General features: G+C 70.3%; 18 protein-coding genes and 1 riboswitch. Of the genes, 3 read left to right on the top strand and 15 right to left on the bottom strand.

The features are described 5' to 3' along the window. The first annotated feature begins 84 nt into the window (after positions 1 to 84). On the top strand, positions 85 to 2,343 hold the full coding sequence (locus tag KLK06_RS43130; protein WP_214641510.1) for a M64 family metallopeptidase: 2,259 nt from the start codon (positions 85 to 87) through the stop codon (positions 2,341 to 2,343). Here the strand turns inward: KLK06_RS43130 and KLK06_RS43125 are convergent. The 13 genes from KLK06_RS43125 to KLK06_RS43065 form a co-directional block, all read right to left on the bottom strand. Then, positions 2,287 to 3,282, bottom strand: a complete 996-nt coding sequence (locus tag KLK06_RS43125; RefSeq protein ID WP_214641509.1) for a phosphotransferase family protein — start codon at positions 3,280 to 3,282, stop codon at positions 2,287 to 2,289. The two genes, KLK06_RS43130 and KLK06_RS43125, sit on opposite strands and share 57 nt — an antisense overlap. Positions 3,283 to 3,299: 17 nt before the next feature. After that, positions 3,300 to 4,127 (bottom strand): aldose 1-epimerase family protein, encoded by an 828-nt coding sequence (locus KLK06_RS43120; RefSeq protein WP_214641508.1) that lies wholly within the window; start codon positions 4,125 to 4,127, stop codon positions 3,300 to 3,302. Between the two features lie 48 nt (positions 4,128 to 4,175). Then, complete coding sequence (locus KLK06_RS43115; RefSeq protein ID WP_214641507.1) at positions 4,176 to 5,177, bottom strand: LacI family DNA-binding transcriptional regulator; 1,002 nt, start codon at positions 5,175 to 5,177, stop codon at positions 4,176 to 4,178. Further along, a complete protein-coding gene (locus tag KLK06_RS43110; protein WP_214641506.1) occupies positions 5,158 to 6,567 on the bottom strand; it encodes a GH1 family beta-glucosidase in 1,410 nt (469 codons plus the stop codon). Before KLK06_RS43110 ends, KLK06_RS43115 begins: the two co-directional genes overlap by 20 nt. Beyond that, positions 6,564 to 7,394 (bottom strand): carbohydrate ABC transporter permease, encoded by an 831-nt coding sequence (locus tag KLK06_RS43105; RefSeq protein ID WP_214641505.1) that lies wholly within the window; start codon positions 7,392 to 7,394, stop codon positions 6,564 to 6,566. The genes KLK06_RS43110 and KLK06_RS43105 overlap by 4 nt, the downstream gene beginning before the upstream one ends. Further along, positions 7,391 to 8,341, bottom strand: a complete 951-nt coding sequence (locus KLK06_RS43100; RefSeq protein ID WP_214641504.1) for a carbohydrate ABC transporter permease — start codon at positions 8,339 to 8,341, stop codon at positions 7,391 to 7,393. Before KLK06_RS43100 ends, KLK06_RS43105 begins: the two co-directional genes overlap by 4 nt. A gap of 57 nt (positions 8,342 to 8,398) precedes the next feature. After that, complete coding sequence (locus KLK06_RS43095) at positions 8,399 to 9,739, bottom strand: extracellular solute-binding protein (protein WP_214641503.1); 1,341 nt, start codon at positions 9,737 to 9,739, stop codon at positions 8,399 to 8,401. Between the two features lie 315 nt (positions 9,740 to 10,054). Continuing rightward, on the bottom strand, positions 10,055 to 11,296 hold the full coding sequence (locus KLK06_RS43090) for an RNA polymerase sigma factor (protein ID WP_214641502.1): 1,242 nt from the start codon (positions 11,294 to 11,296) through the stop codon (positions 10,055 to 10,057). A gap of 70 nt (positions 11,297 to 11,366) precedes the next feature. Continuing rightward, positions 11,367 to 11,807 carry a YciI family protein gene (locus KLK06_RS43085; protein ID WP_214641501.1) on the bottom strand — a complete coding sequence of 147 codons (441 nt, stop codon included), beginning with the start codon at positions 11,805 to 11,807 and terminating at the stop codon, positions 11,367 to 11,369. A 173-nt stretch (positions 11,808 to 11,980) separates the two neighbouring features. Then, complete coding sequence (locus KLK06_RS43080; RefSeq protein WP_214641500.1) at positions 11,981 to 12,145, bottom strand: hypothetical protein; 165 nt, start codon at positions 12,143 to 12,145, stop codon at positions 11,981 to 11,983. A 254-nt stretch (positions 12,146 to 12,399) separates the two neighbouring features. Then, the gene (locus KLK06_RS43075; RefSeq protein ID WP_214641499.1) at positions 12,400 to 13,080 is read right to left on the bottom strand and encodes a CHAP domain-containing protein; all 681 of its coding nucleotides are present in this window, start codon (positions 13,078 to 13,080) and stop codon (positions 12,400 to 12,402) included. A 12-nt stretch (positions 13,081 to 13,092) separates the two neighbouring features. Continuing rightward, positions 13,093 to 13,233: riboswitch (cyclic di-AMP (ydaO/yuaA leader) on the bottom strand. A gap of 119 nt (positions 13,234 to 13,352) precedes the next feature. Further along, positions 13,353 to 14,306 (bottom strand): Gfo/Idh/MocA family protein, encoded by a 954-nt coding sequence (locus KLK06_RS43070; RefSeq protein ID WP_214641498.1) that lies wholly within the window; start codon positions 14,304 to 14,306, stop codon positions 13,353 to 13,355. A 19-nt stretch (positions 14,307 to 14,325) separates the two neighbouring features. After that, positions 14,326 to 15,153 carry an aldo/keto reductase gene (locus KLK06_RS43065; protein ID WP_214641497.1) on the bottom strand — a complete coding sequence of 276 codons (828 nt, stop codon included), beginning with the start codon at positions 15,151 to 15,153 and terminating at the stop codon, positions 14,326 to 14,328. A 96-nt stretch (positions 15,154 to 15,249) separates the two neighbouring features. Here KLK06_RS43065 and KLK06_RS43060 point away from each other — a divergent pair, with 96 nt between their 5' ends. Continuing rightward, entirely contained in the window at positions 15,250 to 16,194 is a 945-nt protein-coding gene (locus KLK06_RS43060) for a hypothetical protein (protein ID WP_308168707.1), read from the top strand. A 72-nt stretch (positions 16,195 to 16,266) separates the two neighbouring features. After that, a complete protein-coding gene (locus KLK06_RS43055) occupies positions 16,267 to 17,433 on the top strand; it encodes a DUF6716 putative glycosyltransferase (RefSeq protein ID WP_214641495.1) in 1,167 nt (388 codons plus the stop codon). Positions 17,434 to 17,470: 37 nt separating this feature from the next. Here KLK06_RS43055 and KLK06_RS43050 read toward each other — a convergent pair whose 3' ends face one another. Both KLK06_RS43050 and KLK06_RS43045 read right to left on the bottom strand, forming a co-directional pair. Then, positions 17,471 to 18,709, bottom strand: coding sequence for an alpha-2,8-polysialyltransferase family protein (locus tag KLK06_RS43050; protein ID WP_214641494.1), 1,239 nt, complete (start codon positions 18,707 to 18,709; stop codon positions 17,471 to 17,473). After that, positions 18,706 to 19,764, bottom strand: a complete 1,059-nt coding sequence (locus tag KLK06_RS43045) for a glycosyltransferase family 2 protein (protein WP_214641493.1) — start codon at positions 19,762 to 19,764, stop codon at positions 18,706 to 18,708. The genes KLK06_RS43050 and KLK06_RS43045 overlap by 4 nt, the downstream gene beginning before the upstream one ends. Positions 19,765 to 19,769: the final 5 nt, after the last annotated feature.

Genomic DNA, 19,769 nt, shown 5'->3' with positions numbered 1-19,769 from the left:
GATGGTCGTTCGGAAGCGATCACCCCGAAGTTATCGGCGATTCCTATAAGACGCCGGCCGAACAACAGGCCGATAATGCGGGGCATGCGTAGATCCGCGGCCCTGATCCTGGCCGCCGCCGTCTTATACGTCCCCCCAGTCCTCCCAGCCAACGCAGCCGACGCAGCCGCCGCGCCCGGCGCTGCCACCGTCGTGCCGGTCCAGGTCACCGGCGCGCCCGCCAAACGGTTCAACCTGGTCATCATGGGCGACGGCTACACCGAGTCCGAGCAGGCGAAGTTCCAGGCGGATGTCGACCGGCACCTCAACGTGATGTGGTCCATCGAGCCGTACAAGTCCTATCGCGCCTACATCAACGTCTACCGGGTGGACATCGTCTCCGGCGAGTCGGGCGTCAGTTGCGACCCCGCCCTCACCTCGCCGAAGAAGACCACCCCGCTCAGCATGGGCTTCTGGGGCCAGTGCAACGCGAACAGCGTCCAGCGGCTGATCACCATGGACAACACCGCCGCCACCCGCTACGCGAACCTGGTCACCGGCACGACCACGGCCAACCGGCAGATCCTCGCGCTGGCCAACAGCGGGACGTACGGCGGCGCGGGCGGTTCCTACGCGACCGCGTCCGGCAGCAACTCCATGTCCGCCCTGATCAGCCCGCACGAGCTGGGCCACTCCCTGGGCGGCCTGCAGGACGAGTACGACTACTACCAGCGCGGCGTCCCCGGCGGCGCCTACACGGGACCCGAGCCCGCCTCCGCCCATCACACGCTGCTGACCGAGCAGCAAATGCTCGACCAGAAGAAGAAGTGGTGGCGCTGGCTGGGCGAGCCCAGCGAGTCCGGCGGCCCGATCGGCCGCTACGAGGGCGGCATGTACGCCACCACGGGCATCTGGCGGCCGAGCCGGCATTCGATGATGAAGACGCTCGGCTACTACTACGACCAGGTGAGCCGGGAGGTGATGGCGCAGCGGATCACCGCCAAGACGACGGTGATCCAGGACGCCACCCCGTCGGACACGTCCGTCGGCGCGGACCGGGTGCTCTGGGTGGAGCCGATGCGCCCGAATGGCCACGCGCTCACCGTCACCTGGAACGTCGACGGCGCGGACCTGCCCGGCGGCGAGCCGGACACGCTCGACCTGCGCACCCTCGGCCTCACCCCGGGCACGCACACGGTCAAGGCCACGGTCACCGACCCGACGACCTTCGTCAGGGACCCGGCGATCCGCGCCGCGATGAGCGCCTCGCGCTCCTGGACCGTCGACACGTCGCTGACCACCCCGCCTGACGGCGTCACCCCCGGCATCGTCTCGTCCACACCGGTGGACCGGCCGCTGGGCCGTACCGGCGTCGTGTACGTGGAGACCACGCACCCGGCCGCGAGCGTGCCCGCGGTCGCGTGGGCGCTCGACGGGAAGCGGGTCGGCGACGGCGACAGCGACCTGGACCTCGGCGCGCTGAAGCCGGCGGACGGCACGCACACGCTCACCGCGACGGTCGGCGGCCGGACGCTGACCTGGACGGTCGACGCCACCTCGCCGAAGACCGGCTACGAGCTGTCGCGGCCGCTCGTCAGGTCCGGTGACACCTACGTCTACAACGGGCCGTTCACGATGAAGCTGACCGGGACCGACGATCAGGGCGGATACGTGGTCTCGGAGTCGAGGGTCGACGGGGACGGCTGGTTCAACTACTTCGGCTGGCCGACCTCCTCCGAGCTGCCGTGGACGTTCACCGAGAACGGCACGGTCATCGACTCCCTCGTGTACGGCAAGCTGCCCAGGGGGCGGCACGCGATCGAGTACCGGTCGATCGACGGCGCGGGCAACTACGGCAAGGCGGGCAGCTTCACGGTCACCACGATCGCGCCGCCGCCGGCCTGCACCAGGACCGTCACCGGCGTCCAGCGCGGCCCGCTGACCATCGCCGACGGCGTCACCTGCCTGGACCACGCGCAGGTGAGCGGCCCGGTGACCGTGCGGGCCGGGGCCTCGGTGGTCGTCACCGGCGGTCGCGTCGACGGCGCGCTCATCGCCTCGAAGGCCGCCTCGGTGCAGGTGCTCGGCGCGCGGGTGGACGGCGCGCTGACGGTCGACCGCGCCGGGGCGCTGGCCGTCGTGGGCGCCGACATCCGCGGCGCGGCCCTGCTGACCTCGAACGCGGCGCCGATCCTGTCGGGCACCACGGTCAAGGGCGCGCTCGCCTGTACGGGCAACACGCCCGCGCCGGTGGACCTGGGCGTACCGAACAAGGTCACCGGCCTGAGCGCCGGTCAGTGCGGGAAGCTAGCCGTGGGTCCCGGGGGCAAGTCCTACGAGGCGGTCGAGGACGTCCATGAGTGAGGTGGTGGCCAGGTCGCGGATCCGCGCGTACTCCGCCTCGGGGTACTGCCGCGGCCCGTTCTCTACCAGCAGGATCAGGTAGAGGTAGGCGCGGTAGAGGTCGAGCCGGGTCCGCGCGGCGGGGGTGAGCTCCACCGGGGTCACCTCGCGGTACCCGGCCAGCAGCGGGTCGTCCTCGCGTAGCTCGCCGAAGATGGTCGGCGTGACGAACTCGGCCAGCGGGTCGCCCCAGAAGGCCCGCTCGTGGTCGATGATGGCCTGGATCCTGGGCGTCCCCGTGAGGTCCAGGAAGACGTTGCCCGCCCAGACGTCGAAGTGGACGAGGTGCGGCGTGGTCACCTCGTCCAGGACGGGCGCGGCTGCGGCGAGCAGCGCGCCGATTTCCGCGGCGGGCAGGGGGAGCGGCGTCGGGTAGCGCTCGGTGTCGGCGAGCAGCGCCCCCACCATGGCCAGGTACGCCTCGCGCCAGGTGCCGCCGGTGATGGCCGCGTGCGGGTAGCCGAAAACCTCGCCCGTCACGGCGTTGAACCTGGCCAGGAGGCGGCCCAGCTCGCGCCGGAGCTCGGCTTCGCCCTCCGGCTTCACGTCGTTCCAGGACACGCCGTCGAGCGCCCCGAGCAGCAGGTAGTCGCCGCCCAGCACGGGGTCGTCGAACCCGGCGCCCAGCAGCGTCGCCACCGGCACGCCCGCGGCGGCGGCCAGTTCGTAGGCCGCCGCCTCCATCCGCAGCAGGTTGCGCTCGTAACTGAGCTGATCCAGCTCGGGCGGCGGCGACAGCTTGAGCACCACCTCGCGACCGTCGTCGAGGGACAGCCGCCAGACCGCGTTGGCGTAGCCGTCGGTGAGTTCAGTGGATGCGGTCACGCCCGCGCCGAGCGCGCGCCGGGCGAGGTCGTCGAGCTCGGTGGGCGATAAACGCCGTTTCGTCCTGCTGTCCACGAGTCCTGATTCTGGGGTCAGGCGGCGCTGATCGTCCAGCTCGCCGCATGTTCGCCGCCGGGCTCCAGCACCACCACGTCGGTGCCGGAGTTGAACGCGTCGGGCGGACAGGTCATCGGCTCTACCGCCACGCCCTCGTAGCCGAGCTGCCCGCTGGTGCAGACCTGCACCCACGGCAGCACGGCCGGGTCCCACGTCATGCGTACGCCGCCGACCCGGGCCTGCCCGGCCGCCAGTCCGGTGAACGCGTGGTCGATCACGTCGCCGTCGAGCGGCCGGCCCCGCCGGAAGTCGTACGGGGAGCCGGACACGTCGTCGAGGGAGCGGGGCAGCAGCTCCTCGTCGGTGACCAGCACCTTGGCGGCGGGCAGCTCCAGGTCGTCGCCGAGCAGCCAGGGGTGGGGGCCGCAGCCGTAGGGGGCGGCGGCGTCGCCTTCGTTGCGGGCGGTGACGGTGGTGGTCAGGCCGTGCTCGTCGAGCCGGTGCACCACCCGCAGGGCCAGCGTGAACGGGTAACCGGCCGTCGGGGTGATCGTGTGCGCCAGTCGTACGAAGGCGTGCCGGTCTTCCTCGACCTGCCAGTCGACGCCCGACACCAGCCCGTGCAGGGCGTGGCCGCGCTCGGGTTCGCTCACCGCCAGCTCGTGCGTCCGTCCGCCGAACGGGTAGCGGGCCCCGCCCACCCGGTTCGGCCAGGGGGCGAGGATCGTGCCCGCGAAGTAGGGGACCGGGCCGTCGGCGGGCCAGGTCGTGATCAGGTCGCGCTCGCCGTGCCGGAGCGTCCTGAGCGCGGCGCCACGCGGGCTGACCTGCGCGGTGTATCCGCCGGCGGCAAGCTGGGGCACGGAGGCGTCCTCTCTCGAGTCAGGGATCGGGCAAAGGATATCCGCCGGTCAAGCCGACGCCCGGCGCACCAGGTGGGTGTCGAGGATGACCACGGGCTGGCGGAGCACCTCGCCGTTGATGCGCGCCACCAGCAGCCGCGCCATCTGGCGGCCCATCTCCTCGGCCGGCTGGTGCACGGTGGTCAGCGGCGGGTCGGTGTGCATGGCGGCCTTGGAGTCGTCGAACCCCACCACCGCCACGTCATCGGGGACGGCCCGGCCTTCGGCCTTGAGCACCCGCATCGCCCCCACCGCCAGCAGGTCGGAGGCGGCGAACACCGCGTCGATCTCCGGCTCGGCGGCCAGCAGCTCGCCCATCGCCGCCGCGCCGCTCTCCTCGGAGAAGTCGCCGCCATAGGCCACCAGCTCCCGCGCGCCCGAGGTGAGCAGCGCGTCGTGGTAGCCGGCCAGCCGGTCGACGCCCACGCCCATGTCCTGCGAGCCGGCGATCGTGGCGATGCGCCGCCGGCCGAGACCCATCAGGTGCTTGACCGCCTGCCGGGCCCCGGCCCGGTTGTCCATGTCGACGTAGCTGTAGGGGGTGAGGCCGACGGGCCGGCCGCCCAGCACGGTCGGCACGCCCATCGCCTCCAGCCTGCCGGGCAGCGGGTCGGCGCCGTGCAGCGACAGGAGCAGCACGCCGTCGACGTGCTGCCCCGTCAGGTAGTGCTCCAGGCGGTCGTGCTCCTCCTGCGACTGGGCCATCGCCAGGATCAGCTGGAGGCCCGTCTCGGCCAGCGCCGAGCCGATGCCCCTGATGGTCCCGGCGAAGTAGGGCTCGTCGAAGACGCGCAGCTCGGACTCGGACACGACCAGCGCCACCGTGTCGGTGCGCCGGGTGACCAGTGCCCGGGCCGCGCGGTTGGGCACGTAGCCCAGCTCCTGGATGGCCTGTTGCACGGCGTCGCGGGCCTTCTCGCTCACATTGGGCGAACCGTTGATGACTCTCGACACCGTGCCCCGGCCCACCCCGGCCCGAGCAGCCACTGCCTCAAGAGTCGGTCTGTTCATGGCGCCTATTCTGCCGGATGATCTCCGAGTACCAGATGGCGCTGTCCTTGAGTACGCGCCGCTGGGTTTCGAAGTCCACGTGCACGAGGCCGAAACGCTTGCCGTAGCCCCATGCCCACTCGAAATTATCCATCAGCGACCAGGCGAAATAACCCTCCAGCGGCACGCCGGCGTCGATCGCGTCGCGGCAGGCGCGCAGGTGCGCGTCCAGGTAGGCCACGCGCTCGGCGTCGTGCACCCGGCCGTGCTCCAGGACGTCGTCGAAGGCCGCGCCGTTCTCGGAGACGACCATCGGGATCGCCGGATAGTCCCGCGCCACCCTGGACAGGACCTCCAGCAGGCCGCTCCGGTCGATCTCCCAGCCCATCGCGGTGACCGGCCGGCCGCCGTTGACGAACGACACGTGCTCGCTGCCGACCCAGGGCGAGCCGGTGTCCGTGGGCGCCGCCGCCGCCGATGCTCTGCCGCCTGGTGCTCCCGAAACCGTGAAGCGGCTGTAGTAGTTGACGAGCAGCAGGTCGATCGGCGCCTTGATGGTCGCCATGTCGCCGTCCTGGATGAAGTCCAGGTCCATGCCGAGGTCGTCGAGGACGTCCTGCGGATAGCGGCCGGTCATCAGCGCGTCGAGGAAGAACCGGTTCTGCAGCCCGTCGATGCGCCGCGCCGCGTCCTGGTCCGCCTCGCTGGCGGTGGCCGGGGTGATCGCGTAGAGGTTCACGCAGCCGCCGACCCGCCTGGCGCCCATCGCCTGTACGGAGAGGCCATGGGCGAGGTTGAGATGGTGCGCGCCCCTGATCGCGTTCTCCGGCTCGCGGCGCCCCGGGGCGTGCTCGCCCGAGGCGTAGCCGAGGAACGCGGTGCACCATGGCTCGTTGACGGTGCTGAAGGTATGCACGTAGTCCTTCAGCGCTTCGTGTACGGTCGCCGCGTAGTCCGCGAAACAGTAGGCCGTGTCGCGGTTGGGCCAGCCGCCCCTGTCCTCCAGCGCCTGGGGCAGGTCCCAGTGGTAGAGGGTCAGCCAGGGGTCGATGCCGTGCTGCCGCAGCTCGTCGGTGAGCCGCTTGTAGAAGTCGAGGCCCTTCTGGTTGATCCGGCCCGACCCGTCGGGCTGGATCCGGGGCCAGGACACCGAGAAGCGGTAGGCGGACAGGCCCAGCTCCGCCATGATCTGGACGTCTTCCCGGTAGCGGTGGTAGTGGTCGATGGCCACGTCCGCGTTGTCCCCGTTGAGCACGCGGCCGGGAGTCTTGGCGAAGGTGTCCCAGATGGAGATGCCGCGCCCGTCCTCGTCGACCGCGCCCTCGACCTGGTACGCCGAGGTGGCCGACCCGAATGCGAATCCCGTGGGGAAGCGCAGCCCGGCACGTGTCTGTTCCTCTTGTGTCGTCACGCCTTGACCGCACCTTCCATGAGTCCGCCGACGATCTGGCGGCCGAATGCGACGAATACCGCGATGAGCGGAATGATGGACAGCGCCGTTCCCGCGAAGATCAATGTGTAGTTCGTGGAGAACCTGGCGTTCAGCGAGGTGATCGCGATCTGTACGGTCGGATTGTCCGGGGTCAGCACGATCAGCGGCCACATGAAGTCATTCCACATCAGCATGAACGTGTTGATCCCCAGCACCGCCATGCCCGGCCGCACGGCCGGCAGCACGACGTTCCACCAGATCCGCAGGGTGGCCGCGCCGTCGACCCTGGCCGCCTCGACCAGCTCCATCGGCACCGCCTGGCGGGTGTACTGGGCCATCAGGAACACCCCGAACCCGTTGAGCAGGTACGGCAGGATGACCGCTTTGAGGGTGCCTGTCCACCCCAGGCTCACCATCAGCCGGTAGAGCGGCACCACACCCATCTGCTGCAGCGGCACGGCCATCGTCAGCAGGACGAGCAGCAGCAGCACGTTCTTGCCCTTGAACGACAGGCTGGCGAAGGAGAAGCCGGCCAGCGTCGAGATGATGACCACCGAGACGGTGACGACGCTCGCCACGATGAACGAGTTGGTCAGGCCCAGCAGGAAGTGGGCGTCCTCGTTGTTCAGCACCGCGACGATGTTCTGGCCGAGGTTGCCGCCCGGCAGGAACGGCGGCGGCACCGCGACCGCGTCGGAGTTGGTGCGCGAGGCGATGACCAGCATCCAGTACAGCGGGAAGGCGGACAGCACGATGGCCAGCGCCAGCATGGCCCTGGTGATGCGGGTCGGCGACCAGTTGGTCATTTGGTGCCCCCGATCCTGCGCACGAACATGAAGTTGACGAACGCTCCGACGAGGATGAGCAGGAACAGCAGCCAGGCCGCCGCGGCGGCGTAACCGTAGTCGAACTCCCGGAAGCCCTGCTTGACGACGAACATCGCGACCGTCTGGAACTGCCCCTGCGACCCGCCGTCGACGTTGCCGCCGTAGAACGTGGTCGGCTCGGAGAACAGCGTGAGCCCGCCGATCGTGGAGTTGAGCACCACGAAGATCATGGTCGGGCGGAGCATCGGCAGCGTGATCTGCCAGAACTGCCGCCGCCGCGTGGCGCCGTCGATCGCTGCGGCCTCGTACAGGTCGCGCGGGATCGTCTGCATCCCGGCCAGGAAGATGATCGCGTTGTAGCCGGTCCAGCGCCAGTCGACCATGGTGGCGATGGCCAGCCACGACGGGATCCGCTCGGCCCGCCAGTTGATGGCGTCCACGCCGAACCAGCTCAGGATCCAGTTGACCAGGCCCCAGTCACGGGCGAAGAGCTGGGTGAACACGACCGCCACCGCGACCACGGAGGTCACCAGCGGCAGCAGCACGCTCATCCGGACGGCCAGGCGCAGCCGGAACCGCTTGTTCAGCGCGTTGGCCAGGAACAGCGCCAGCAGCAACTGCGGGATCGTGGCCAGGAAGAAGATGCCGACGGTGTTGGTGACGGCGTTCCAGAAGTCCTCGTCGGCCAGCAGCTTGGCGTAGTTGCCCAGCCCGGTCCACTCCGTGGTCCCGGCCAGGTCGTAGTCGTAGAGCGAGTAGTAGAGCGTGAACGCCAGCGGGAAGAGCCCGAAGGCGGCGAACAGGATGAAGTACGGGGACACCAGGGTGTACGGCATCACCTTGACGTCCAGTCGGGAACGCCAGCGGCGGCCGGGCGGGAGATGTCGGCTGGGCCGCACCGCCCGCGGGAGGGTGTCGATACTCATGAGTGACCTTTCGGCGGCAGTAGCCCGGCCCGCTTCGGTGCGGGCCGGGCAGGGAGATCAGCCCGCGGCCTTCACCGCGTCGTCGACCAGCTGCTGCCAGGCCTTGCCGTAGGGGACCGAACCGTCGTCCATGCCCTGGATCACCGACTCGATGGCGTTCTTGACCTGGGCGTGCTTGACGCCGAGGAAGACCGGCTGCAGGCTCGCCGCCGACTTGGCGAAGATCTCGCCGATGGGAGCGTTGTTGAAGAACTCGTTCTTCGCGCTCTGCACGGCCGAGTCCTGCTGCGCCTGCGTGTTGCTCGGCATGTTGCCGAAGTCGGTGAAGATGCTCGCCTCGGTCTGCGCGTTGGTCAGGTAGTCCGCCACCGCGGCGGCTTCCTTCGGGTGCTTGCTCTGCTTCGGCACGGCCAGCCAGGAGCCGCCCCAGTTGCCGCCGCCGCCGGGAACCGCGGCCACGTCCCATTTGCCCTTGCCGCCGTCGCCCGCGTTGCCGCTGACCACGCCGAGCATCCACGACGGGCAGCCGACCGTGGCGAACGCGCCCTTCTGGGTGCCCGCCGCCCACTCGTCGGTGAAGTTACGCAGCTTGGCGGTCAGGCCCTGCTGGCTCATCTTCGTGGCGAAGTCGAAGCCCGCCTTCACCGCCGGGTTCTTGTCGACGATGAGGTTGTTGTCCTTGTCGAAGTAGGTGACGTTGCCGTTCTTGGCCGCCTCCTGGTAGAGGACCACCTGGTAGAGCGTGTTCGTGCCGTCGGCGAACTTGGTGTCCTTCACCTTCGCCTGGAACTGCTGGCCGACCTTCATGAAGGCGTCCCAAGACGGCCACAGGGCGCTGACCTTGTCCCGCTCGCTGGGCAGCCCGGCCTTCTTGAACAGATCCGAGCGGTAGCAGATGCTCATGCCGCCGATGTCGGTGCCCAGGCCGAACAGCTTGCCGTCGGCGGTGGTGCCGTTCTCCCACTTCCAAGCGGGGAAGTCCGCCTTGCGGGACTCCAGGCCGTATTCCTTCAGGTCGGCCCACCACTCGGGGTGCGCCTTGGCCAGGCCCATGCCACCTTCGTCGATGCCTACCACGTCGCCCGCGCCGTTGCCGGCCTGCAGCCACTGGATCATCTGCGGCCAGTACTGCTGCTCGAACTGGTCGGTGAGGTGCTCTTCCTTGATCTGGATGTCCTTGTGCTCGGCGTTCCACTTCGTGATGGCGTTCTTGTAGCCGAAGTTCGAGCCGCCGCCGAAATCCTGCACCCGGATCGTGACCGGTTCGGCGGCCGCGGAGGAGGCAGGTGCGCTGCTGGCGGCCGGAGTGCCGCCGGAGCTGCAGGATGCGACGGTCAGCGCCGCCGCCGCCAGGGCCGAAGCCGCGGCGAGAGCGCCGCGACGCTTGCGGATCATCATGGGGGACCCCTTCTCGGGTGAATGGGTGGGGAGGTGCACCGCGGCACACGCTCCGGGCCGCGGTGGGAAATCCTTGGGAGCGCTCCCACAAAGGGTGCACTTGCGGCTCTGGCCCGTCAATGCGCTGAAACGCAACCGTTACCAATGGGGTGATTTCTCATCTTCAAAAGGGATTTTTGGTGATGAAGGGCGCAAAGAGCCGTTTGGGAGCGCTCCCATCACAAGGGACTCGTTTGTGTTTGCTTTCTGGGCATGTCGCCCACGTACTGCGGGCTTTTCTCGTGGTCGTGCCCGTAGTCACGCCCTTCGAGACGGTCAGCAGGCGGCGGCGCGTTCCCGTAGCAGGGTGCGTTCGCGGGTGTTGCGGGTCATGGCCGCCGCCCGCTCGAACTCGGCCCGTGCCTCATCCGGCCGGCCCAGCTTGACCAGCAGATCCCCGCGTACGCTCGGCAGCAGGTGGTAGCCCTTGAGCGCCGGTTCGTCGACGAGCTGGTCGACCAGCTCCAGGCCGACCGCCGGACCGTACGCCATGGCGAGCGCGACGGCCCGGTTGAGCTCGACGACCGGCGATCGCGACATCCGCGCGAGCGCCTCGTACAGCGTGGCGATGGCCCGCCAGTCGGTCTCCTCGGCGGTGAGCGCCCGCGCGTGACAGGCCGCGATGGCGGCCTGCAGCACGTACGGGCCGAGGTCGCCACCGAGGTCCTCGGCCTGCTGGAGCGCCTCCAGGCCACGGCGGATGAGCAGGCGGTCCCAGCGGCCCCTGTGCTGTTCCAGCAGCAGGATCGGCTCGCCGGAGGGGCCCACCCGGGCCGCCGCGCGCGAGGCCTGAATCTCCATCAGCGCGACCAGGCCGTGCACCTCGGGCTCCTTGGGCATCAGCCCGGCCAGCACCCGGCCGAGTCGCAGCGCGTCCTCGCAGAGCCCCGGCCGCATCCAGTCGTCACCGGCCGTGGCAGAGTAGCCCTCGTTGAAGATCAGGTAGATGACCTCCAGGACGGACGACAGGCGTCCGGCGAGCTCCTCGCCCTGCGGCACCTCGAACGGCACCTGCTTGTCGGCCAGCGTCCGCTTGGCGCGGACGATCCGCTGCGCCATCGTCGGCTCCGGGACCAGGAACGCCCTGGCGATCTCGTCGGTGGTCAGCCCGCCGAGCACTCGCAGCGTGAGCGCCACCCGCGCCTCGGTGGACAGCACCGGATGGCACGCCGTGAACACCAGCCGCAGCAGGTCGTCCTCGATCTCGTCTATGCCGGGCAGCTCCTCCTCGGCGCCCGGCTCGGACCGCTCGCGGCCGATCTCGGTGAGCTTGCGCGCGTAGCGTTCCTGGCGGCGCAGCAGGTCGATGGCGCGGCGCTTGGCGACGGTCATGAGCCAGGCTCCGGGATTGCCCGGCACGCCTGACTCCGGCCACTGCTCCAGCGCCGCGACCAGCGCGTCCTGGGCCAGCTCCTCGGCCAGACCGAGGTCGCGGACCAGCCCGGTCAGGCCGGCGATGAGCCGCGCCGCTTCCATCCGCCAGACCGTCTCGATCGCCCGGTGCGTATCGGAAGCCATCACCTGGTTATAAGACCAGCTCAACCTGGGTCACGCAAGCCGAGTCCGGGAGCGCCGCCCGGCATTCGGGCTAATCTTCGGTGGATCCCATCAGGCGCTCCCGCAAGGCCGCCTCGCGCTCGGCCGTCTCGGGGCTCATCGACTCGTCCGGCAGGTCGGACGCGTCGAACACCTGCCAGACGTCCAGCCCGATCCCCTCATGCCCACCGGGAACAGGCACCCGCAGCGCCCACGCGATGGCCTCTTCCCGGGACTTGACCTGGATCAGCCAGAACCCGGCGATCAACTCCTTGGCCTCGGCGAACGGCCCGTCGAGCACGGTCGCCTTGCCATCCTTGGTGTAGGCGATCTGCGCGCCGTGAGAGCTGGGATACAGCCCCTCGGCGGCCAGCAGCACCCCCGCCTTGGCCAGGCTCTCGTTGTAGACGCCCATCGCGTCGACGAGCTCCTGGCTGGGCAGTGCTCCGGCCTCGGTCGCCTCGTTGGCCTTCCCTACGATCATGAACTTCATAATCCGCCTCCTTCACTCTCACGAACGCGTCGAACAGTCGGGCCCCGAATCGACACGTGCGCAGAATTCTTTACCAGCTCGAAGGGGCGGGGCGGATCTGGGGCGTACATGCCGATCTCCCCGCGAAGCCGTGGCGTCGCGGGGAGATCGGCCGGGCGGGGCCCGGGCTTGCGTCAGATGTGCTCGGCGGGGTTCGCCGGGAGGTAGAAGTTCCAGCTGCCGTGCCCCTCATGGGCGCCACCCGCGGGGCAGTGCCCGTTGTCGGGGCGACCGTTCCACCAAAGGGTGTAGCACTTGTTACAGAAGCGCCAGTTGTCCTGCTGCGTCGTCGGTGACATGTCCCCTCCTGCGGTATCGAGAACGGGCATGTTGCCCGGTCACCGCCAGTGTTGGAGGTGACGGGCGGACCCGTACATCCCCAAACTTGGGGGGATACGGCGGCCATGATGGCCTTTCGGCTGTTCCGAAGCAGGTGGCCGAGGTTGTCACGAGACGTACGACGAGCGCGCGCCCAAAGGACGCGCGCTCGTCGACAGGAGAGGCTTACGGGTGAGGTCGGGGGAGACGCACCGGAGGACTCGGGGAGCAGCCGTCAGCCGGTGTAGTTCGGGTATCCGTAGCCGACCACCTGGGACGTCGGCCGGACGCGCTGGGCGACCGTGCCGTTGCCGGTGTTGCCCTCGATCGTGGAGATCGTCCCGTTGTGGTTGTCCTTGACGACGAACCCGACATGCTGGATGTCGTCCAGGCTCTTGCTGCCGCTCCACGAGAAGAACACCACGGCGCCCGGCTTCGGGGCCTGGCCCCAGCGGTGGTTCTTGGCGAACCAGCGGGCGTGCTCGACGGTGTAGGCGTCCCAGCCGACCATGCTGCGCGCGCCGGTCTGTGCGCCGACCCACGAGACGAACATCGAGCACCAGGCCGCGTTCAGGTACTCCCGCCTGCTGCCGCCGTCACGCTTGACGGTCTCCAGGGCGCGCGGGGTGTTCATGTACCACTTCTGGAACTTGGTGCCGCCGCCTGCGGCGTCCTCGGAGGTGCCGACCTGGGCCTTGGCCAGGGCCAGGACCTGCGCGGCCGAGATCTTGGCCTTGGCCTGGACCTTGGCCTCCGGGTGATCCGCGGCGACGGCGGCGTGCTTCTGGGTGCTGGAACCGACGGTCTCCGCGTGGGCGGTGGGCTGCCCGCCGATGGCGGCGGCCGCGACGGCCACGCCGAGGGCGGCCTGAACGAAGGTCAGCTTGGGGGTACGGGTAAGACGACTCATGGCCATCGAGGGGGTTTCTCCTTGCTTCCATGCCGCTTACCGGGTTAGCTGACGGGTTCGGGCGTGGAAGCTGCCCTACGGCACTGACTGACGTGCCGATTCACCCCAAAGGACGTGGGTCCCCGGTTCCGCACGAGGCGGATTCAGCGGTCACAGGACGATCCTGTGATGCTTGTGCGATGGTCAAGGCAACGAACCGGACAAACAGGGACGTATACCTCAGATGTCGTACAAGGTAATACATGGGGCAAGGGGATTACAAATGGCTAAACCGCTGGTCAGGAAAGTTGCCCCCGCGAGTCCGCCAGAAGCCCCATCATGGCAAGGCTTTCGTCAAGAGGCATGATCGCGGATTCTGTTCTGCCCTCGGCCATGGCGGACCGTACTTCGCGGAGTTCGCCGGCGTATCCGTTGTCCGCCGGATCGAGCACGAGTTCCTCCGTCTCCATCGACGGCCCGCTCAGCACGACCCGCTCCGGGGCCCAGAACGGCGCCTTGATGTCCGCGCGCATGCCGGTCCCCACGACGTAGGCGTCGTTCGCGTACGGGCCCAGCAGCGAGCACTCCACCAGCGCCCGTCTGCCGCCCGGATAGATCAGCACCCCGCCCGCCTCCGCGTCCACGCCCGAGGGCGCCAGCGAGCCCGTGATGTGCGCCCGTTCCGGCATCCCGAGCAGGAGCTGCGCCAGCCCGAACGGGTAGATGCCCAGGTCGAGCAGTGCCCCGCCGCCCAGCTCCGGCGCCCACAGCCGGTGCGCGGGGTCGTATGGCAACGTGAAGCCGAACGACGCCTGGACCGACCGGATGTCCCCGAACCGGGGATCGGCGGCCACCCGCTGAATCAGCGGGTTGAACCGCATCCACATCGCTTCCATCAGGAAGACCCCGGCCTCGCGCGCGAGCCGGACCATCCGCTCCGCGTCGGCGACGGACGCGGCGAGCGGCTTCTCGCACAACACCGCCTTGCCCGCCGCGATCGCCGCCTCGGCCACCTCCAGGTGCTGGGCGTGCGGGGTCGCCACGTAGACCGCGTCGACGGCGGGGTCGGCGCACAGCTCCGCGTACGAGCCGTGCGCCGACTCGGCGCCCAGTTCCGAGGCCAGCGCCCGCGCGCGGCCGAGGTCGCGGGAGCCGACGGCGGCCACCCGCATCCCCGGCTCGGCCGCGATGACCGCGCCGACCTTCCTGGCGATGACACCCGTGGCCGCGATGCCCCATGCGAGATCCTTCATGGGGTGAGATCGTAGGGAATCAACCCATCCAGTGGAAAGTGTCCGGATCGGGGCCGATGCGGCCGTCCGCCGTGTTCAGGGCGCCGATCGCGGCCATGTCCTCGGTGTCGAGGACGAAGTCGAACACCTCGAAGTTCTCCTTGATCCGGGCCGGCGTGACCGACTTGGGGATCACCACGTTGCCCAGCTGGATGTGCCAGCGCAGCACGATCTGCGCGGGCGTCTTGCCGTACTTCTCCGACAGCACGGTCAGCGCCGGGTCGCCGAGCAGGCCCTGGCCCTGCCCCAGCGGGCTCCACGCCTCGGTGAGGATGCCGTTGGCCTCGTGGAACTCCCGCAGTTGCCGTTGCTGGAAGTACGGGTGCAGCTCGATCTGGTTGATGGACGGCGTGATGTCGGCCTCGTCGATAACCCGGGTGAGCGTCTCGATGGTGAAGTTGGACACGCCGATCGCCTTCGCCCGCCCTTGACGGTAGATCTTCTCGAGGCCGCGCCACGCCTGTACGTACGTGCCGTGCTTCGGCAACGGCCAGTGGATCAGATAGAGGTCCACGTAGTCGAGCCCGAGCCGCGACAGGCTCTCGTCGAACGCCGCCTCGGCCCGGCCATGGTCGGGGTTGAAGAGCTTGGTGGTGACGAACAGCTTCTCGCGCGGGATCCCCGAGGCGCGTACGGCACGGCCGACGCCTTCCTCGTTCTCGTAGGCGCTGGCGGTGTCGACGTGGCGGTAGCCGATCTCCAGAGCGGTCGTCACGACCCGCTCGGCCTCGTCGCTCGGCACCTGCCAGACGCCGAACCCGAGCTGCGGCACCTGTACGCCGTCCGTGTTGAGGAGTAGAGAGTTCATGGTCTCCATTGTTCACGTGTCGTTTCTGACGACTTAAGGCGGCCGGGCTAGCTTGAAGCGGTCGTGAATGGGTCATCACCGGGCGGGGAGAACAGAGTGGGCAAACCGGCGTCGGCCTGGGTGGAGTCCCCGCTCCAGATGCTGTGCGCCATCGAGGCCCACCGCGCTGGGCTGCTCGGGCCGGCCACTGCCGTCGTCCCGCGCGCCGGGCTGCGGGCGCTGAAGGCCACGCGCCGGGCGCTGTCCGACCTGGCGCTGCCCGAGGGGCTGGAGCTGGCCGAGCCGCGCGAGCGCATGCCGCGCTCGCCGCACGCCGTCGGCGATGCCTTCTCCGGCCGGGTTCAGGTCCGCTGGCTCGTCTCCCATCCGGGGCGCATCGTGATCGTCGACGACGGGCTGGCCACGCTCCGGCTGCTCGAACTGCTGGCCGCTGGGCCGTACAAGCCGCTGTTGCGGGCGCGGGCGCAGCCGGGGAAGCTGCGTGCGGCGCTGGGGCTGGCGGCGGCGATCAGGCTGCGCGCGAGCCGGGTGTCGGTCTTCACCGCGCTGCCGGTGTCCGACGAGCTGGCGCTGGCCGTCCGCGCCGTGGGCGTCGACCTGGTCCGCCACGACTTCGGCTGGCTGCGCGAGCAGCCGCTGGGCGGGCCCGGACCCGTCGAGCGGACCGTCGTGCTCGGCACCTCCCTCGTCAGGAACGGGCTGGTGCGCCGCGACCGCTACCTGAGCTGGCTGACGGACCTGGCCGCCGAGGAGCCGCTCGCCTACTTCCCGCACCGCCGCGAGGACCCTGCGGACGTGGCGCTCATCCGCGAGCGGCCCGAGATCACCGTGTACGACGCCGGCGTGCCCGCCGAGCTGACCCTGCGCGGCCTCGACCCCAGCCAGCGGGTGCTCAGCCTGCCGTCCACCGCGATCACCTCGCTGCGGGTGCTGCTCACGCCGCGCGGCGTCGCGGTCGAGCCGGTGGACGTACCGGACGATTGGTGGACCAGCAGGGCGGCCCCCGCCCTGCGTTCGCATCTGACCGGTGTGGCCGGGTGACCGGCGCCAACCCCTACCTGACTGGAACAACCGGGTGACCTGCGTCAACCCGCATCCGACTGGAGTTACCGCGTGAGAGTGCTGGCCGTGGCCGACTCCGATTCGTACCTGAAGTGGGCGGCCTGCCTGCTCGGCGACCTGCCTGCCGGCTGCGTGACGGAGCTCGTGGTGGTGCGTACGCCGATCGCGCCGTCGCCCGAGCAGATCGCCGCCGCCGTGGGCGAAGGTCCCACGCCGCCGCTGATGTCGGCGCGGGCGCTGCGGCGGCTGGCCGAACGTACGCGGCCGGACGCGATCATCGTGGCCTGTACGGGGCCGGTCGTGGACGTGCTGGTGGCCGAGGCGTTCGCCGGGCTGCGGCCGCGGCCGGTGTTCGTGACCGGGCTGCCGGGCATCTCGGTGCCCGCGACGGAGAAGGCGTGGCTGTTCCGCAGCGGCTGCGACCTGTTCGTGGTGCACAGCGAGCGGGAGGCCGCCGCGTTCGCCGGGATCGCCGCCCAGCTCGGCGGGGGAGGGGCGGTCGGGCTGGCCCGGCTGCCGTTCCTGCGCCCGCGGGCCGTGCGCGGCGGCGGGAACCGGGTGGTGTTCGCCACCCAGGCCAAGGTGCCGCGCGAGCGCGAGGATCGCGAACGCGTCCTGCTGTCCCTGGCCGAGCTGGCCGCCTTCCGGCCGGACCTGGACGTGGTGGTCAAGCTGCGCGCCCTGGAGGACGAACGGCAGACGCACAACGAACGGCACCACTACCAGCGGCTCTGGCGCGAGCTGGGCGAGCCGGGGCGGGTGGTGTTCGAGGCGGGTTCGATGCACGACCAGCTCGCTCAGGCGGCCGGGTTCGTGACGGTCAGCTCGACGGCGGCGCTGGAGGCCATCGCGCAGGATGTGCCGCTGCTGGTGCTGAGCGACTTCGGCGTGAGCGCGGAGATGATCAACCTGGTGTTCGAGGGCAGCGGGCTGCTGGGCACGCTCGACGAGCTGGCCATGGGTGGCTTCCGCGCCGCCGACGCCGGGTGGTGCGCGGCCAACTACTTCCACCCGGTGGACCGCAACAACTGGGCGGGCCTGCTGGGTGGCTTGGTGACCGGCGGCCCCCGGGTCCCGGCCAGGTCGCTGCTCGACGGGCCTGAGCACGCCGCCGCCCGCCGCCGCGCCAGGATGCGCCTGGAGGTGCACCCCACCGTGCTGCGTGCGGGCTACCGGGCCAAGCGGCGGATGCGCCGGTATTTGCGGGCGCTGTCCTGAGGGAGTGCCCCCGAGGGGGCGGGGCGCCGCCCGCCCCTCAGATGGCCGATTTGATCTTCCGGCGCAGCCGTGTCAGCGCGGTGGGCTTGGCCGTCAGGTCGAGGGTCTCCAGCCGCTTGCGCTTGAAGTAGCGCGGGTCGAAGTCGAAGTCCACCGGCCGCAGCTCCGGATACGTCTCCGCCTGCATGCAGTAGCCCACCGCCCGCACCAGCTCCCGCAGGTAGCCGCGCGGCGCCGGCTCGATCGTGCCGTCCACCGACATGCGGGGCAGCAGCGCGTCGACGATCGTGGCGGGCACCCGGTTGCTGTTCTCGTACGGGGCCAGCCGCTCCAGCACCAGCTCGGTGCCGTACGAGGCCACCGGCAGCCCGAAGAACCGCCCGGCCGTCACCAGGCCGGTCGAGAAGCAGCCCACGACCAGCTCGGGCCGGAGCGCCGAGAAGCACACCTCGGCGGGGACGCTCTCATCGGCCACCATCAGCCGCACGTTCAGCGGCTCGGCGGCGGCCCTGAGGAGCTGGGCGTGCCTGCGGCCGGCCGCCGGGTGCGGCTTGAACACCACGGTCGAGTAGCCGCGGGCGACCAGGCCGCGCAGCATCGACTCGTGCAGCGCCGCCTCCTCCTCCGGCGTGACGATCTCCAGCGCCGACAGGTACTGCCCGAGGATCATCGCCTGCCCGGCCAGCATGTCGGGCGCGGTCGTCGCCACCTGCCGGACCACCGACAGGAACGCCTCGTCCGGCAGGAGCGAGGCCGGCACGCCGTACTCGCTCAGTAAGAGCGGCTCCAGCCCCGGCACGAGGTCCAGGTGCAGCAGGCGGGTGATGCGGCGGAAGATCTCGGCGGGCAGCGGGTCGCGCGTCGGGCCGTAGCTCATCAGGCCGTCGGAGTAGACGGTGATCGGGCAGTCGCGCACCAGCCCCGCGATCGTCCGCGCGGGCGGCACCGCGATCGACTCCAGCACCAGCTCGTCCACGTCTTCGAGCGCGAGCTGGGAGCGGATCAGCCGCTCCATCATCGGCACCTCGATGACGCGGGCCTTCCACTCCGACGGGTGCAGCGGCGCGATCAGCTCGTTCCACGAGTGGATCACGTCGAAGCGGGAGCGCAGCACCGCGAAGCCCGGCGTCCGGTCCAGGGGGAGGGTCACCTCGGGGGTCGCCGCGTTGTTCGACACGATGAGGACCCTGCGTCCCTCGGCGAACCGGCCGTCGTCGATCCCGGCCGCCAGCGACATCGCCCCGAACAGCGTCGAGGCGTAGAAGACCGTGGTCATGAGTCCTCCCGTTCACGGCGGAGCCGGACGTGGGGGCTTGGGGGGAGGTCGGGCAGCAGCGCCCGCAGCGTGGCCTCGCGGTCCACGGACATGCGCGCCACCGCGTCCACCACCATGCCGGTGGGCAGCGCTCGTACCATTTCCGCGCCGCGCTCCTCGAAGCGGGCGCGCAACTGCGGGGTGAAGCGGTCGGCGATCTCCAGGTGGTGCGCGAGCAGCGCGCAGAAGTTGCGTACGGCCTTCGGCAGGAACTCCTCCTCAAGGTCCTTGAACACCAGCTCGAAGGCGTCGAAGAAGTGCAGTTGCCGCTCGTCGCCCACTCGCGTGAGCGACCCCGACACCATCCGCCGGTAGAACACCCCGGCCAGCGACACCACCGCGAACGTGGCCGCCTCCCGGTGCAGCCGCCAGATCCACGGGCGGTCCTCCGCGGTGTGCAGGGAGCCGGGGAAGTGCAGCAGGTCGTGCAGCGAGCGCCGGTAGACGCCGGCCCACGCGTAGGGGTAGTCGACCATGGTCCGCACGTTCGCGGGCAGGATCGCGTCCCGGGGGTCGTGGGCCGCCCCCCCCCCCCCCCCCCGGGGGGGGGGGGGGCCCCCCCCGGGGGGCCCGCCCCCGGCGGGGGGGCGGCCCCCCCCCCCCCCCCGCCGCCCCGCGGGGGCCCCCCCCACGACCCGCTTGCGGCCCTCGACCTGCACGTGGTCGGTACGCACGAAGTCGCAGCCGAGCCCGTCGATGGCCTCGACGAGCTGGGGCAGGTAGCCGGGGGCGAGCCAGTCGTCCCCGTCCATGAACGTGACGTACCGGCCCGAGGCGGCCGACAGCCCCGTGTTGCGGGCGTCCGCGAGGCCGACCGGCGCCGGATTGCGCAGGACGGCAAGACCGGGCAGGTCGGCGCGGAAGTCCTCGACGATGTCGCCGGTGGCGTCCACCGACCCGTCGTCGACCACGATGAACTCGAAGTCGGGCCGGGCGTTGCGGCCGAGCGAGGAGAGCGCGTCGGCGATGAAACGCTCGCCGTCACGCACGGGGACGATGACGGACAGAGTGATCAAGATGG

The organism is Nonomuraea sp. NEAU-A123, assembly GCF_018603905.1.
Taxonomy (GTDB): domain Bacteria; phylum Actinomycetota; class Actinomycetes; order Streptosporangiales; family Streptosporangiaceae; genus Nonomuraea.
The sequence above is the reverse complement of the archived record's forward strand: the minus strand, read 5'-3'. Positions and strand labels throughout refer to the sequence as shown.